Annotated in this window: 13 protein-coding genes; 9 read left to right on the forward strand and 4 right to left on the reverse strand. The window is 63.4% G+C overall.

What is annotated here, in order from left to right; all coding sequences use genetic code 11:
* Nucleotides 1–18 precede the first annotated feature (18 nt).
* The 3 genes from LC298_RS07880 (at nt 19) to ggt (ending at nt 4,649) form a co-directional block, all read left to right on the forward strand.
* Nucleotides 19–2,052 (forward strand): hybrid sensor histidine kinase/response regulator, encoded by a 2,034-nt coding sequence (locus LC298_RS07880; RefSeq protein ID WP_131566115.1) that lies wholly within the window; start codon nt 19–21, stop codon nt 2,050–2,052.
* The gene (locus LC298_RS07885; protein WP_131566118.1) at nt 2,049–2,774 is read left to right on the forward strand and encodes a response regulator transcription factor; all 726 of its coding nucleotides are present in this window, start codon (nt 2,049–2,051) and stop codon (nt 2,772–2,774) included. The genes LC298_RS07880 and LC298_RS07885 overlap by 4 nt, the downstream gene beginning before the upstream one ends.
* Before the next feature lie 78 nt (nt 2,775–2,852).
* Entirely contained in the window at nt 2,853–4,649 is a 1,797-nt protein-coding gene (gene ggt / locus LC298_RS07890; RefSeq protein WP_199223209.1) for a gamma-glutamyltransferase, read from the forward strand.
* 19 nt (nt 4,650–4,668) lie between these two features.
* Here ggt and LC298_RS07895 read toward each other — a convergent pair whose 3' ends face one another.
* Nucleotides 4,669–5,544, reverse strand: coding sequence for a LysR family transcriptional regulator (locus LC298_RS07895; RefSeq protein WP_131566122.1), 876 nt, complete (start codon nt 5,542–5,544; stop codon nt 4,669–4,671).
* Nucleotides 5,545–5,660: 116 nt separating this feature from the next.
* Here LC298_RS07895 and LC298_RS07900 point away from each other — a divergent pair, with 116 nt between their 5' ends.
* The 6 genes from LC298_RS07900 to LC298_RS07925 are packed head-to-tail and all read left to right on the forward strand — an operon-like array spanning nt 5,661 to nt 12,221.
* Nucleotides 5,661–7,157 carry a CoA-acylating methylmalonate-semialdehyde dehydrogenase gene (locus LC298_RS07900; protein ID WP_131566125.1) on the forward strand — a complete coding sequence of 499 codons (1,497 nt, stop codon included), beginning with the start codon at nt 5,661–5,663 and terminating at the stop codon, nt 7,155–7,157.
* Between the two features lie 10 nt (nt 7,158–7,167).
* Nucleotides 7,168–8,316 carry an acyl-CoA dehydrogenase family protein gene (locus tag LC298_RS07905; RefSeq protein ID WP_131566128.1) on the forward strand — a complete coding sequence of 383 codons (1,149 nt, stop codon included), beginning with the start codon at nt 7,168–7,170 and terminating at the stop codon, nt 8,314–8,316.
* Nucleotides 8,313–9,392, forward strand: a complete 1,080-nt coding sequence (locus LC298_RS07910; RefSeq protein WP_131566132.1) for an enoyl-CoA hydratase/isomerase family protein — start codon at nt 8,313–8,315, stop codon at nt 9,390–9,392. The genes LC298_RS07905 and LC298_RS07910 overlap by 4 nt, the downstream gene beginning before the upstream one ends.
* A complete protein-coding gene (gene mmsB / locus LC298_RS07915; RefSeq protein ID WP_131566135.1) occupies nt 9,389–10,276 on the forward strand; it encodes a 3-hydroxyisobutyrate dehydrogenase in 888 nt (295 codons plus the stop codon). Before LC298_RS07910 ends, mmsB begins: the two co-directional genes overlap by 4 nt.
* The gene (locus tag LC298_RS07920; RefSeq protein WP_131566138.1) at nt 10,273–11,454 is read left to right on the forward strand and encodes a thiolase family protein; all 1,182 of its coding nucleotides are present in this window, start codon (nt 10,273–10,275) and stop codon (nt 11,452–11,454) included. The genes mmsB and LC298_RS07920 overlap by 4 nt, the downstream gene beginning before the upstream one ends.
* 2 nt (nt 11,455–11,456) lie before the next feature.
* Nucleotides 11,457–12,221, forward strand: a complete 765-nt coding sequence (locus LC298_RS07925; protein ID WP_131566141.1) for an SDR family NAD(P)-dependent oxidoreductase — start codon at nt 11,457–11,459, stop codon at nt 12,219–12,221.
* Between the two features lie 6 nt (nt 12,222–12,227).
* On the opposite strand, the gene LC298_RS07930 is transcribed toward LC298_RS07925, so the two are convergent.
* From LC298_RS07930 to LC298_RS07940, 3 genes are all read right to left on the reverse strand, one after another.
* Complete coding sequence (locus LC298_RS07930; protein WP_131566144.1) at nt 12,228–12,515, reverse strand: hypothetical protein; 288 nt, start codon at nt 12,513–12,515, stop codon at nt 12,228–12,230.
* 122 nt (nt 12,516–12,637) lie between these two features.
* The gene (locus LC298_RS07935) at nt 12,638–12,814 is read right to left on the reverse strand and encodes a hypothetical protein (protein WP_199223210.1); all 177 of its coding nucleotides are present in this window, start codon (nt 12,812–12,814) and stop codon (nt 12,638–12,640) included.
* Entirely contained in the window at nt 12,811–13,935 is a 1,125-nt protein-coding gene (locus LC298_RS07940) for a YeeE/YedE family protein (protein WP_199223211.1), read from the reverse strand. Before LC298_RS07940 ends, LC298_RS07935 begins: the two co-directional genes overlap by 4 nt.
* Between the last annotated feature and the right edge of the window lie 10 nt (nt 13,936–13,945).

The raw sequence follows: 13,945 nt of genomic DNA on the forward strand, positions 1-13,945 counted from the left end.
TGTGGGAGGAGGCGTCGCTTGCCGCAATTGACGAATGAATTGCTGCCCGATGTATCGCAGGTCGATGACCACGCTCTGGTCACGGCGGGGCTGGAACTGATCCAGCAGGGTCTCTCCATCTTCAACGCCGATATGCAGTTGATAAGCTGGAACCGCCGATTCCTCGAAATGTTTGAATTGCCTGGGGATTTCATTCGTCACGGCATCAGTTTCCACGACATCAATTACTATTTGGCAAGACGGGGCGAATTTGGCCCCGGCGACCCGCGGGCCCTGACCGAAGAGCGCGTGGAGCGCGCACGGCGATTCGAGCCGCATTACTTCGAGCGCACCCGGCCAAACGGACGACGGATATCGGTCGAGGGCAACCCCCTCAAGCAGGGCGGCTGGATCGCGATCTACTCCGACATCACCGAGTCTCATCGGCAGGAGCAATTGCTGAGAGCCCGGAGCGACCTCCTTTCGGACAGACTGCTGCATCATTCCGGCAAGCTCGCCGAATCCAACCGTGAACTTGCCGCGGCAAACCGGGCCCTCACCGATACGAAAGCGGCGCTGCAAGCCTCCGAAGAGCGCATGCGCGTGATCACCCAGGCAATGCCGGCGCACATCGCCTATCTCGACCGCAACTATGTCTACCGGTTCACCAACAACCGGTTTGGTGACGTTATGGGCCTCGATCGCGAAGTGCTGACCGGCAAGAACCTTACAGATGTCTTTCCGCCGAACGTGTTTGAGACCGTTAAACCGCAACTCGAGCGCGCATTTTCGGGGCAAACGGTAACCACCGAATACGAGATAATCGGCCAGAACGGAACGCTGCATTCGATCCGCACCATCTTCACGCCGGAGATTTCCGACGACGGAACCGTCGAGGGCGTGTTCGTGCTTTCGCTCAACGTCTCCGACGAGAAAGCGGCGACCGAACTTCTTGTACGTTCGAAAAGACTCGAAACGACTGCCCAACTCACGAGCGGGCTTGCGCACGATTTTTCCAACATTCTGACGGTCATCCTCGGCAACCTGTCGCGGTTGTCGAAAGTCGATCTGGGCGAAGGCCAGCGAAGTGATCTGGTGACCGCGGCCGAACGAGCGGCCAGGCGAGGCACCCGTATCATCGACAACCTGATGAACTTTCTCTTTCGCCAGAGGCTGCATGCCAAGGAGACGAATGTCAGCCGACTGCTTCGCGAACTGGCGCGTCTCTTTGCCGCCTCGATTGACGAGCGGCTAACACTTGATCTTCAGTTGCCCGCGACCGATCTCGACGCATACATCGATGAAAGCGCCTTTCAGGACGCTGTCCTTAATATCCTTTTCAACGCCCGCGATGCGTTGGAAAGCGGAACGGGAACCGGGACGATCACACTGACCCTTCAGCCAGCAGGGGGGAGCTTTGAGGTCTCGGTGGCCGACGAGGGCCCCGGCTTCTCGGAAGAAGCGCTGAAACAGGCGCAAGAGCCGTTCTTCACCACAAAGCCTCAAGGCAAGGGCAGCGGTCTTGGACTTGCGATGGTGCAGAATTTTGCCGAACAGTCCGCAGGTGCCGTCCGGATCGAGAACCGGGCAGACGGGGGTGCGATCGTGACATTGTCGATCCCGGTGCGAACGCGCCGCGATGAAGGCGCCGCGGTTCCGGCCGGGGCTTACACGGAGGCAGGCGAACCGTTGAGTTTCGGCAGGGGCCGCCTCGTGCTGATCGCCGACGACGATCCGGAGATGCGCGTGCTGATGCGCGACTTTGCAGCAGAGGCAGGCTTTTCGGTCATCGAAGCCGAATGTGCGGGAGAAGCGCTGCAACTTCTGGAAAAAATTCCCGAAATCAAGGCCGTGGTTTCCGACATCACAATGCCGGGAGAAATCCTGGCGGCCGATCTGGACGAGCGGTTGCGCGGCGCGGTGCCGCTGGCATTCGTGACCGGCCTTCCAGCCGCTGATCCAACGGTCAAAGCCCTTGGCGGACATCACAGGATTCTGCGCAAACCGTTTACGAGGATCACGTTCACACGACTTCTGGCGCAACTGGTCGAAGATGAGAAGGAACCGGCATGACGCGCGGCGCAATCCGCATCGCGATCATAGAGGACGATCCGGACATTGCGTCGATCCTCACCGAAACCATGCGCGAGCAGGAATTCGATAGCCGGCACTTTTCGCGTTGCCAGGATTTCCTCGACGCAATGCCGGATTATATGCCCGATATGTGCCTCGTCGACCTCGGGCTCCCCGACACGCACGGGCTGGACCTGGTCAGAAAACTCGAGGCCATTCCGTCTATCGCTACGATCATCATTTCCGGACGCGGTTCGCTGACTGACAAGATCGTGGGCCTTGAAATGGGAGCCGACGACTATGTCGCCAAGCCGTTCGAGCCTGCCGAGATCGTCGCGCGCGTCAGATCGGTTCTGCGCCGTGCGCAGCGAAGCGCATCGGCAGTGGCTGACCGAACCGGCCGGCGGCGCGTACGCTTCGCCGACTGGACGGTCGATTGCGACAACTTCATCCTGACTCATGTCAGCGGACGTTCGGAAACCCTGAGCCTTGCCGAAATGGCGGTCCTGAAGGTGTTCCTTGATTCACCAAACCGGTTGTTGTCCCGCCCACAAATCCTCGACACCCTGGAAGCCGACCCGGACAAGAACTTCGACCGCAGTGTCGATGTGCGAATATCGCGACTTCGCACCAAGCTGAACGAAGACCCGCAAAATCCGAAATTGATCAAGACTGTTTATGGCGCGGGCTATCTGTTCGTCGGCGACGTCGTCTGGGAATGATACCGCGCCCGTTGCGGACATGGCTACGTCGCACTGCGTCATCTCAGGCTTATAGACACATCGAAGAAGGAGACTTTCATGCTTCGCACCCGTAATTGTCTCACCGCCGCCGCACTGATTTTTTCCAGCGCATCGCTGATGGCACAGGAGGCCTCGGACGCCGTTGCTCCGGAAGCGGGCACCGGCGAAACGACAATTGTGACATCGCCGGAAATCCGCGACGCCATACGAGCCAAACTGGCCGGCAAGCCGGTGGAGGCGAAAAAATGGATGGTGGCGGCGGCAAATCCGCTGGCCGCCGAAGCGGGTGCAAAGATCTTGCGCAACGAAGGCAGCGCAGCCGATGCCATGGTTGCAGTCCAGGCCGTTCTCGGTCTGGTCGAACCACAATCCTCCGGCCTCGGCGGCGGCGCGTTTCTCGTCTGGTACGATGCCGCCTCCGGCAACATCACGACATTGGATGGCCGCGAAACCGCCCCCCTCGAAGCAACGCCGACGCTGTTTCAGGACGAGAACGGCGAGCCATTGGCGTTTTTCGATGCGGTCGTGGGCGGACGCTCGGTCGGAACGCCGGGCACGCCCATGCTGATGGTGGAAGCGCATAAGCGGTGGGGCAAGAGCGACTGGGCCGAACTCTTCGACGATGCGATCACGCTTGCTGATAAGGGCTTTCCCGTCTCAACCCGGCTCGCGAGTTTGATCGCAGACGATGCCGAGCGGCTTTCGCGCTTCGAGACCACGGCCAGTTACTTCCTGCCCGGCGGCGAGCCTTTAAAGGAAGGTGTGCGGCTGCAGAATCCCGACTATGCCGATACCCTGCGTGCTTTCGCGCGAGGAGGATCGAGCGCCTTCTATTCCGGCGCGATTGCCGAGGCGATCGTCAGGACGGTGAGAAACGCGCCCGGCAACCCGGGCGTTTTGTCGATGAAGGATTTAGAGACCTATGCGATCAAGGCGCGTCCTGCAGTGTGCGCCGACTTTCGCGGTCACGACGTCTGCGGCATGGGGCCGCCCTCCTCCGGCGCGTTGACCGTCGGACAGATACTCGGTCTTGTTGACCGCTTCCCGCTCGACGCCATCGCGCCGGACGATCCGCAAGCGTGGCGTCTGATTGGAGACGCGTCCCGCCTCGCCTTCGCCGATCGCGGCCGATACATGGCCGACAGCGATTTCGTTCCGGTACCGGTCAAGGGCCTTCTCGACGATGCCTACCTCGACGAACGCGCGCGGCTGCTGGATGGCGATGACGCTCTCCCCGAGGTCATGCCCGGCGAGCCGGCCTATGATCACGCGCTAAATCTCGCAGACGATGTCTCCATCGAACTGCCCTCGACGAGTCACATCTCGATTGTCGATGCCGAAGGCAACGTCCTGTCCATGACGACGACGGTCGAGAACGGGTTCGGGTCACGGCTGATGACCAACGGCTTCCTGCTAAACAACGAGCTGACCGATTTTTCCTTCAAGACCCACAGCGACGGCTGGCCGATCGCCAACCGGGTCGAGCCGGGCAAACGTCCCCGCTCGTCCATGTCGCCCACCATCGTGCTTCGCGACGGCAAGCCTGTGCTGGCCATCGGGGCACCTGGCGGAAGCCGCATCATCGGCTACGTCGCGCAAACGATCATCGCCCATCTGGCGTGGGGCATGGACATCCAGGAGGCGATCGACATGCCCCATCGCGTGAACCGGTTCGGCACATACGACCTGGAGGAAGGCACCGATGCGGTCGAGATGCAGGACGCACTTGAAGAAATCGGATTCGAGGTCAATGTCCGGGATCTGAACTCCGGCCTGCACGGCATAGCGATCACCCCCGACGGCCTTCAAGGCGGCGCGGACCCGCGGCGCGAAGGGATCGCGCTCGGGGAATAACCGTCTCCGCCGCAACGCGTCAGTGCAACTCGGCGCGCATATGCTGAACGATAGCCGAGGACACGGTTCTGATCCGTTCGACCTCGGCGTAGTCTTCATGCACCACGCTCCAGAAGGTGCGCGTGAATCCGATCTGGTCGGGAAGCACTTTGACGAGCGTGTCGTGTTTCTCGGCGATGAATTCATGCATGAAGGCAATGCCCGCCCCGCGCAATACGGCGTTTGCCTGTACGTGGACGCTGGTCGAGGTGAGATGCGGTCGGAAACTCGGATCGACCAGCGGAATGTAGTCGAGTTCCTTGTGGGGTATGAGCTCGGGGACGTAGCCGATCCCACGCACCCGGTGCAGGTCCTCGATCTTGGTTATCGGGCCTGTGCGGACGAGGTAATCCCGCGAAGCGTAAAGACCAAGCTTGTAATCGCCGATTTTCTGAACCTTGAGGCGACCCTGGCGCGGGCGCGACACAGTTATGGCGATATCTGCCTCCCGCTTGGACAGCGAATAGGTTCGCAAGTCCGTCAGGAGCTGGATTTCGAGTTGCGGATGGGCGTCGCACAACCGATGAGCGGCATCGACCACAATCGCCGCGGCGACACCCTCTGGTACAGCCACGCGAACCGGCCCGGAAATATGACCTCGCTCGCCGCTGACAGCACCTTCCGCCATCGCGGCGCTTGCCTCCATGCGCTCCGCAACTTCGAGCAGTTCGCGGCCGGCCGACGTCAGTGCGTAACCGCCGGGAGACCGGTCGAACAATGTGGCGCCAAGCGCCTCCTCCAGCGCCCTGATGCGGCGCGACACGGTGGCATGGTCGACTGACAGAGCACGGCCCGCGGCCGTCAAGCGTCCGGTGCGTGCCACGGCTATGAAATAGCGGACATCATCCCAATTCATTTTCGCTCAACGTGCTCATTCTCTTGTGCAAATATGCACAATGAAACACGAAATTGCGACCCTTTCCAAGCGCCCGGCCGACGCTTTACTGTCCAGCCAATAGAGGAGATACGCTCATGCGCACAATCGGGCATTTCATCGGCGGAGAAGCCGTAGCAGGATCCAGCGGTCGTGAATCGGACATTTTTCTGCCGATGACCGGCGAGGTTCAGGCGCGTGTTGCGCTCGCCAGCAAGCAGGAAGTGGACTCCGCAATCGAGAACGCGAAGGCCGCGCAGCCGCAATGGGCTGCGACCAACCCGCAGCGGCGCGCCCGCGTTCTGATGAAGTTCCTCGAACTAGTCCACCGCGATTACGACGATCTGGCGGAACTGCTGGCGCGCGAGCACGGCAAGACAGTTGCCGATGCACGCGGCGACATCCAGCGCGGCCTCGAAGTCGTGGAATTCGCAATCGGCGTGCCGCACCTGATGAAAGGCGAATATTCGGAAAGCGCTGGTCCCGGCATCGATCTGTACTCCATGCGCCAGCCGCTCGGTGTGGTGGCGGGCATTACGCCGTTCAATTTTCCCGCAATGATCCCGCTGTGGAAGGCCGCACCGGCCATCGCCTGCGGAAACGCCTTCGTCCTGAAGCCGTCCGAGCGCGATCCGGGCGTACCGATGCGGCTCGCCGAACTTTTCCTCGAAGCGGGACTTCCGGCGGGCATCCTCAATGTCGTCAACGGTGACAAGGAAGCCGTCGACGCCATTCTCGATCATCCGGACATCCAGGCAATCGGCTTCGTCGGCTCGACACCGATCGCCGAATACATTTACGGTCGCGGCTGTTCGAACGGCAAGCGCGTGCAGTGCTTCGGCGGCGCCAAGAACCACATGATCATCATGCCCGACGCCGATCTGGACCAAGCTGCGGATGCGCTGGTCGGCGCGGGCTACGGCTCGGCCGGCGAGCGGTGCATGGCCATATCCGTCGCGGTTCCGGTTGGCGAGAAAACCGCCGATGCGCTGATGGAAAAACTCGTTCCAAGGGTCGAGAGTCTGAAGATCGGTCCCTCGACTGACCCATCGGCCGATTTCGGCCCGCTCGTCACCAAGGAAGCGCTCGCCCGCGTCCGCTCATACGTCGAACTCGGTATCGAGGAAGGCGCGACGCTCGCCGTCGACGGCCGCGACTTCAGGATGCAGGGCTACGAGGACGGTTTCTACATGGGCGGCTGCCTTTTCGATCACGTGACGAAGGACATGCACATCTACAAGGAGGAGATTTTCGGGCCGGTGCTTTCCGTGGTCCGCGCAAACACTTACGAGGAAGCCCTCGACCTGCCGACGAGCCACGAATACGGAAACGGCGTGGCCATTTATACCCGCGACGGCGATACCGCGCGGGACTTCTCGGCGCGCGTGCAGGTCGGCATGGTGGGCGTCAATGTTCCCATCCCCGTGCCGCTAGCCTACCACACATTCGGTGGCTGGAAGCGGTCCGGCTTCGGAGACCTTAACCAGCACGGCCCGGACGCAATTCGCTTCTACACCAAGACGAAGACAGTGACCTCGCGCTGGCCATCGGGCATACGCCAGGGCGCGGATTTCGTCATCCCGACGATGAGCTGAGGCGCAAAGGATGGACTTTTCGCTGACCGAGGAGCAGTCGGCCATTTACGACATGGCGAAAGCCTTCGCCGAAGAGCATATCGCGCCGCATGCCACCGAGTGGGACCAGCAGCGGCACTTTCCGCTCGATGTGATCCGCCGGACGGCCGAACTCGGCATGGCCGGGATCTACGTCTCGGAAGAGCACGGCGGTTCGGGCCTGTCACGGCTCGACGCGACGCTGATCTTTGAGGCCCTGTCACTCGCCTGCCCGGCGACGGCCGCCTTCCTGTCGATACACAACATGGTCGCCTCGATGATCGACCGTTTCGGCGGAGAAGAGATGCGCGCCGAAGTCATGCCTGCTCTCTGCACGATGCAGACGGTCGCAAGCTACTGCCTGACCGAGCCGGGATCCGGTTCCGATGCGGCGGCGCTGCGGACGACCGCGAAACGCGACGGCAATCACTTCGTGCTGAACGGCACCAAGGCGTTCATTTCGGGCGGCGGCGCCTCCGACATCTATCTGGTCATGGCCCGCAGCGGCGACGAGGGGCCGAAAGGCATCTCGGCTTTCCTCGTGCCGAAGGACACGCCCGGCCTGTCCTTCGGGGCGAATGAGAAGAAGATGGGCTGGCACGTCCAGCCGACGGCGCAGGTGCAGTTCGACGAGTGCCGGATCCCGGCCTCCAACATGGTCGGCGAGGAAGGCCAGGGTTTCTCCTACGCCATGGCAGGCCTCGACGGCGGGCGGCTCAACATCTCCGCCTGCGCGCTGGGCGGCGCGCAGGCCGCACTCCAGAAGGCGGCGGCCTACCTCCACGAGCGTTCCGCCTTCGGCAAGCCGCTCGCCGCAATGCAGGCGCTTCAATTCCGGCTGGCCGACATGGAAATCGAATTGCAGGCCGCGCGCGTCTTCCTGCGCCAGGCCGCCTTCAAGCTCGACAGCAAGGCCCCCGACGCGACCAAGCATTGCGCCATGGCCAAGCGCTTCGTCACCGACACCGCCTTCAAGGTGGCCAATGAAGCGTTGCAGCTTCATGGCGGTTACGGCTATCTCGCCGACTACGGAATCGAGAAGATTGTCCGCGACCTGCGCGTTCACCAGATCCTGGAAGGGACCAATGAGATCATGCGGCTGATCGTGGCGCGCCACTTGCTGGAGGAGTACCGGCCATGAGGATCGACACCGTCGCCGGAGACGAACTGATCGTCTGGCGTGAGGGAACGGCAGGGCGCATCCGGCTCAATCGGCCGCGCGCCCTGAACGCGCTGACGCATAATATGTGCCTTGCGATCGAGGACGTCCTGCTGGCGTGGATCGACGACGACCGCGTCAAATGCGTCATAATCGAAGGCGAGGGAGAAAAGGCGTTCTGCGCCGGCGGGGACGTCATGCCGATCTTTCAGCATGGCAAGGACCTCGCGCCCTTCTGGTTCAAGGAGTACCGGCTGAACCACCTGATCAAGCACTACCCGAAGCCCTATGTCGCGCTGGTCGACGGCTTCGACATGGGTGGCGGCGTCGGCGTGTCGTCACACGGCTCCCACGTGATCGTGACGGAAAACGCGCTCCTTGCGATGCCGGAAGTGTCGATCGGCTTCATCCCGGACGTCGGGGCCACCTGGATCCTGTCGCGCGCGCCGGGCGAAACCGGGCGTTACCTGGGCATGACGGCCGCCCGCATGCGCGCCGACGATGCGATCCTGACCGGATTTGCCACCCATCGCGTTCCCCGCGACAATCTCGGCAAGGTCGCGAACGCGTTGGTCGGCGGCGCCGATCCGGACGATGTCTGCGGCCAGTTCGCGCAGGCGCCGGAGCCGGGTCACATCGCGGAACACCGCGACGCGATCGATGCGATCTTCTCGAAGGACACGGCGATCGGCTGCCGGGGCGCGCTGGAGGCCGAAGCGGAAAAAGGCGCCGAGTGGGCGGCAAAGGCGCTCGACGCGTTGAATTACGCCTGCCCGCTCTCGGTGGCCGCCATTCACGAGATCGCGCATCTGGCGCGGAGCTTTCCCGACATCGAACAGTGCCTGGCGCTCGAATACCGCTTCGCCTGGAACATGATGGACGGTACGAATTTCCAGGAAGGGGTGCGCGCGCTTTTGGTCGACAAGGACCGCAAACCGAAATGGACACCGGCGAGGCTGGAAGACGTGACGAGCGAGATGATAGCGGCGAGTTTTGCGCCCCTGCCGCCCGGTGAGGAGTGGTCGCTGGCCGCAGCCGGAGGGAGGGCCGTCGCATGAATATCGGTTTCATCGGGCTTGGAAACATGGGGCTGCCGATGGCGAAGAATCTTGCCGCGGCGGGACACCGAGTGACGGGTTTCGATGTCGTCCCCGCGGCGCGTGAAGCAGCGACCGAGGCCGGCATAGCAATCGCTGCCGGCAATTCGGAAGCCGCGACGGATGCCGACGTCGTCATCACCATGCTTCCGAACGGAGCGATCGCCAAGGCGGTCGCGTCAGAAGTCCTTCCCGCGATGAGCAAAGGCGCGCTGTTGATCGATTGCTCAACGGTCGACGTCAACTCTGCACGCGAAATTGACGCCTTGGCGTCCGAGCAAGGCGTGCTGTGCCTCGATGCACCGGTCTCTGGCGGCGTGGGCGGCGCGGAGGCCGGTACGCTGACTTTCATGGTCGGCGGATCGGGTGGCGCCTTTGCCAAGGGCGCGCCGTTCTTCGACATCATGGGCAAGAAGGCCGTGCATTGCGGCGAAGGGGGAGCCGGCCAGGCCGCCAAGATATGCAACAACATGCTGCTCGGCATCTCGATGATCGGCGCCTGCGAAGCCTTTGCGCTGGCTAAAAAGCTCGGCCTGTCGCAGGAACGGCTCTTCGACGTGATATCGACCTCGTCGGGTTCCTGTTGGTCGGTGAACACCTATTGTCCGGTGCCGGGTGTCGGCCCGAAGAGCCCCGCCGACAACGACTACCGGCCGGGTTTTGCCGCCGCGCTGATGCTGAAGGACCTCGGCCTGTCGCAGCAGGCGGCCGATGCGGCGGACGCACCGACGCCGCTCGGCAGGCATGCCGCCGACCTCTACTCCGCCATGAACGACGCCGGTATGGGCGGCGACGATTTTTCGGCGATGATCCGCTTTCTCGGCACGATGGAACGCAAGTCATGAGCGACCCGGTTGTCATTGTCGGCGCGGCGCGCACGTCCATGGGTTCGATGCTCGGCGATTTCACCGGCGTCACCGCCAACGAACTCGGCGGCGTGGCGATCCGCGCCGCTGTCGAGCGCAGCGGCGTTGCGCCCGAGGACATCGACGAACTGCTGATGGGCAATGTGCTGGGCGCCGGCCAAGGCCAGGCACCCGCCCGCCAGGCCGGATTCCACGCCGGTCTGCCGAAGGACGTGCCCGCCGTGACGCTGAACAAGATGTGCGGCTCCGGTATGAAGGCGGTGATGATGGCGCACGACCAGTTGAAGGCAGGCAACGGCACGGTTGTCGTCGCCGGCGGCATGGAATCGATGACCAACGCTCCGCACCTCTTGATTGGGGCGCGCGCCGGCGTGCGCATGGGCCACACAACGGTGATCGACCACATGATGCGCGACGGGCTCGAGGACGCCTACGACACCGGCCACGCCATGGGCACTTTCGCCGAGGATTGCGCCGAGAAGTACCAGTTCACCCGGCAAGCCCAGGATGCGTATGCCCTGGAATCGCTGGCCCGAGCCCAGGAAGCGACGGCTTCCGGCGGCTTCGCGGACGAGATCGCCCCGGTCACCGTGAAGACACGGAACGGCGAAACCGTAGTCGCCGAGGACGAACTGCCGAAACAGGCCCGCCCGGACAAGATTCCACATCTGAAGCCGGCATTCCGCGAGGGCGGAACTGTGACAGCCGCCAATTCCTCATCGATTTCCGACGGCGCGGCCGCACTGGTGCTGATGCGCGAGAGCGATGCGAAGGCGCAGGGCGCGCCGATCCGCGCCCGCATACTCGGTCACGCCAGCCACGCGCAGGAACCGAACTGGTTCACCACTGCTCCGGTTCCGGCCATGCGGAAACTGATGGAGCGCCTCGACTGGCAGATTTCCGATGTCGATCTCTGGGAAATCAACGAGGCGTTCGCGGTCGTGCCCATGGCGGCGATGGCCGAACTCGGCATGGACCGCGACCGACTGAATGTTCATGGCGGGGCCTGCGCCCTCGGCCATCCGATCGGCGCCTCCGGCGCACGCATTCTGGCCACCCTGTTGCATGCGATGGAAAAACACGGCAAGCGGACGGGCATCGCCTCGCTGTGCATCGGCGGCGGCGAAGGCACCGCCGTTGCAATCGAAAGGATCTGACCTTGAAACTCGACTCCTCCATCAGCGCCGTTGTCACCGGCGGCGCATCGGGTCTCGGCGCGGCCACCGCCAAGGCGCTCGCCGACAAGGGCTGCATGGTCGCACTGTTCGACATGAACGAGGAGGCTGGCAAGGCGAAAGCCGCCGAACTCGGGGCGGTGTTCGTCAAGGTCGATGTTTCGGACCCGGAAAGCGTGGCGCGCGGTTTCGAGCATGCCCGCCAGATCAACGGCCCAGAACAAATCCTGGTCAATTGCGCAGGCATCGCGCCCGCCGCCAAGACCGTGTCGCGCGGCCTGCCCCACGATCCCGCACTCTTCATGAAGGCGATTTCGGTCAATCTCGGAGGAACCTTCAACTGCGCTTCGACCGCCGCAGCCGGCATGGCGGCAACGGACCCGCGCGGTGGCAGCGAGCGCGGCGTCATCATCAACACAGCTTCGGTTGCCGCCTATGACGGCCAGATCGGCCAGATTGCCTATTCGGCGTCCAAGGGCGGCGTTGTCGGCATGACCCTGCCGATGGCCCGCGACCTCGCCCAGCACGGAATTCGCGTGATGACGATCGCGCCGGGCATCATGAAGACGCCGATGCTGGAAGGGATGCCGCAGGACGTGCAGGATGCGCTCGGCGCGCAAGTGCCGTTCCCGGCACGTCTCGGCGAACCGGCCGAATATGCCGCGCTGGCGATCCACATCTGCGAGAACCAGATGCTGAACGGCGAGGTCATCCGTCTCGACGGCGCCATCCGCATGGCGCCGCGCTAGCATTTTCTAGAAGCCGGAGCGGTAGGGGGGAGGAACCGGCGAGCCGGCCGCGACCGCATCCCGGGCACGCGACATCGCATTTCCGCTGACGATCATCAGTGCGAGATCTGTGACGTCGATCCTTGCAAGCGGCTGACTGGACGCGCCGACTTCCTGTACCCGAAGCGCGATCCTGTGGCTGAGAGCGTCGTCCTCGAGCCTGAGCAGCATTTCCTCGACACGTGCTTCCGCGTCCGTGACCCCGGCGGTTTTCCGGGCCGGCAGACCTGACGATATCGCTGCAACTGTATTCAACGCGGTTCTCCCCTGCCCGCACATTCTGCATCGAGGGAGTGAAGACCGCGCTCAGGACATTAGCGGCATTTTTCTCAAATTGCGTATGTTTCCACGCGTGAGAGGCGGCCGCGAGGATCAGATCAGAGTTGCGAACAGTGCGCCCCGCCCGGAGCCTGGCCCGATCCCAGCGCCACCGGCGCGGGCGCCTGAAAGGGATCGATCGCGGGAGAGCCCGCCACGTCGGCGAAGACGAAAGCGACCAGCGCAAGGAGCGTGCCGAAGGCAACGACAAGCCTGTTCGGATGCGCCGGAGTCACGCCGCCCTCCCGATTGCCTGCCGCGACTCGGCGAGGCGCAACAGGATCGGCCGCAATCGAATGCCATAAAACGATCCGGCGAATGCTGCCGCGAACCAGACCCAGCCATGCAGGCTGCCTGTAGAAATGCCGCTGAAAAACGCCCCGACATTGCAACCGAACGCAAGCCGCGCGCTGTAGCCGAGCAGCAATCCAGCGATGACGATCGAGGCCCACCCGGAAGCCGCGAAGTTCGTGACCTGCTTCGCCAAGACGGGACGCCAGCGCATCGCCACCAGCGCACCGACGACAATGCCGAAATTGGTCAGCGATGTGAAATCGGTCAGAACGCTCTGGTTCAGCCTGCCGGTATTGGTCGGGTTGGACCAGAACACATTGGCGGCCACATCCATGCCGCCGGCCTGCGCCGCCTTCGCGCCCCACAGGCCGAGGCCATAGACGATGCCCCAGGGCTGGCCGGCAATCACCAGATTGAGGACGGCCAGCACGGCGAGCAGAACGGCGGCGACCCAGAGCCGCCCGGGCGGCAAGCGTTTTCCCGGGTCGGAGCGCCGGAAGAAGATGACGGCAATTGCCAGCAGGCCGGCAAGCGTCGCGGCCAGCCCGCCATTCGAGCCGGCGAGGTCCTGGATGGTGAGAACCGGCAAGCTGCCGAGCGACGTCCACCAGTCCAGATGCAGGGTGCCGGCAAAACTGCCGATGATGAAGCCCACCAGCGCGACGGCGCCGGCAAGATTGCCGCTGCCGGCATTGACCAGCGTGCCCGATCCGCACCCCATCACGATCTGCATCGCCGCGCCAAAGACGAACGCACCGCCGATCATGGCAAGGCCGATCGGCGCGTGCGCGCCCGCCAGTTCGCCCGGGGCGAAATCGAGAAGCGGGATGGCGATCAGCGCCGTCAGGCCGATCGCGACAAGCTGAGCGATGACGCCGCGCCCGTCACGCTCGGTAACCGCCAAGCGCCAAGGACCGGCGAAGCCGAAGCGCAACCCCTCGAGCACCAGCCCGAATCCGACGCCCACCAGCAGAAGCAGGGCGGAGCGCGGGCCGGCCGTCGAAAAAACGGCTCCCGCCAAGAGCAGCGGGAGCACGAGTAGCACCAGGCGCGTCGTCAGCACGGAAATCACC

The sequence above is a fragment of the Oricola cellulosilytica genome (assembly GCF_019966575.1).
Classification (GTDB): Bacteria; Pseudomonadota; Alphaproteobacteria; order Rhizobiales; family Rhizobiaceae; genus Oricola; species Oricola cellulosilytica.

What these genes read in the sequence shown, in the direction of transcription:
- LC298_RS07905 (WP_131566128.1), top strand. Translation starts at nt 7,168, where the DNA reads ATGGACTTTTCGCTGACCGAGGAGCAGTCGGCCATTTACGACATGGCG.
- LC298_RS07900 (WP_131566125.1), top strand. Translation starts at nt 5,661, where the DNA reads ATGCGCACAATCGGGCATTTCATCGGCGGAGAAGCCGTAGCAGGATCC.
- LC298_RS07885 (WP_131566118.1), top strand. Translation starts at nt 2,049, where the DNA reads ATGACGCGCGGCGCAATCCGCATCGCGATCATAGAGGACGATCCGGAC.
- LC298_RS07895 (WP_131566122.1), bottom strand. Translation starts at nt 5,544, where the DNA reads ATGAATTGGGATGATGTCCGCTATTTCATAGCCGTGGCACGCACCGGA.
- ggt (WP_199223209.1), top strand. Translation starts at nt 2,853, where the DNA reads ATGCTTCGCACCCGTAATTGTCTCACCGCCGCCGCACTGATTTTTTCC.
- LC298_RS07920 (WP_131566138.1), top strand. Translation starts at nt 10,273, where the DNA reads ATGAGCGACCCGGTTGTCATTGTCGGCGCGGCGCGCACGTCCATGGGT.
- mmsB (WP_131566135.1), top strand. Translation starts at nt 9,389, where the DNA reads ATGAATATCGGTTTCATCGGGCTTGGAAACATGGGGCTGCCGATGGCG.
- LC298_RS07910 (WP_131566132.1), top strand. Translation starts at nt 8,313, where the DNA reads ATGAGGATCGACACCGTCGCCGGAGACGAACTGATCGTCTGGCGTGAG.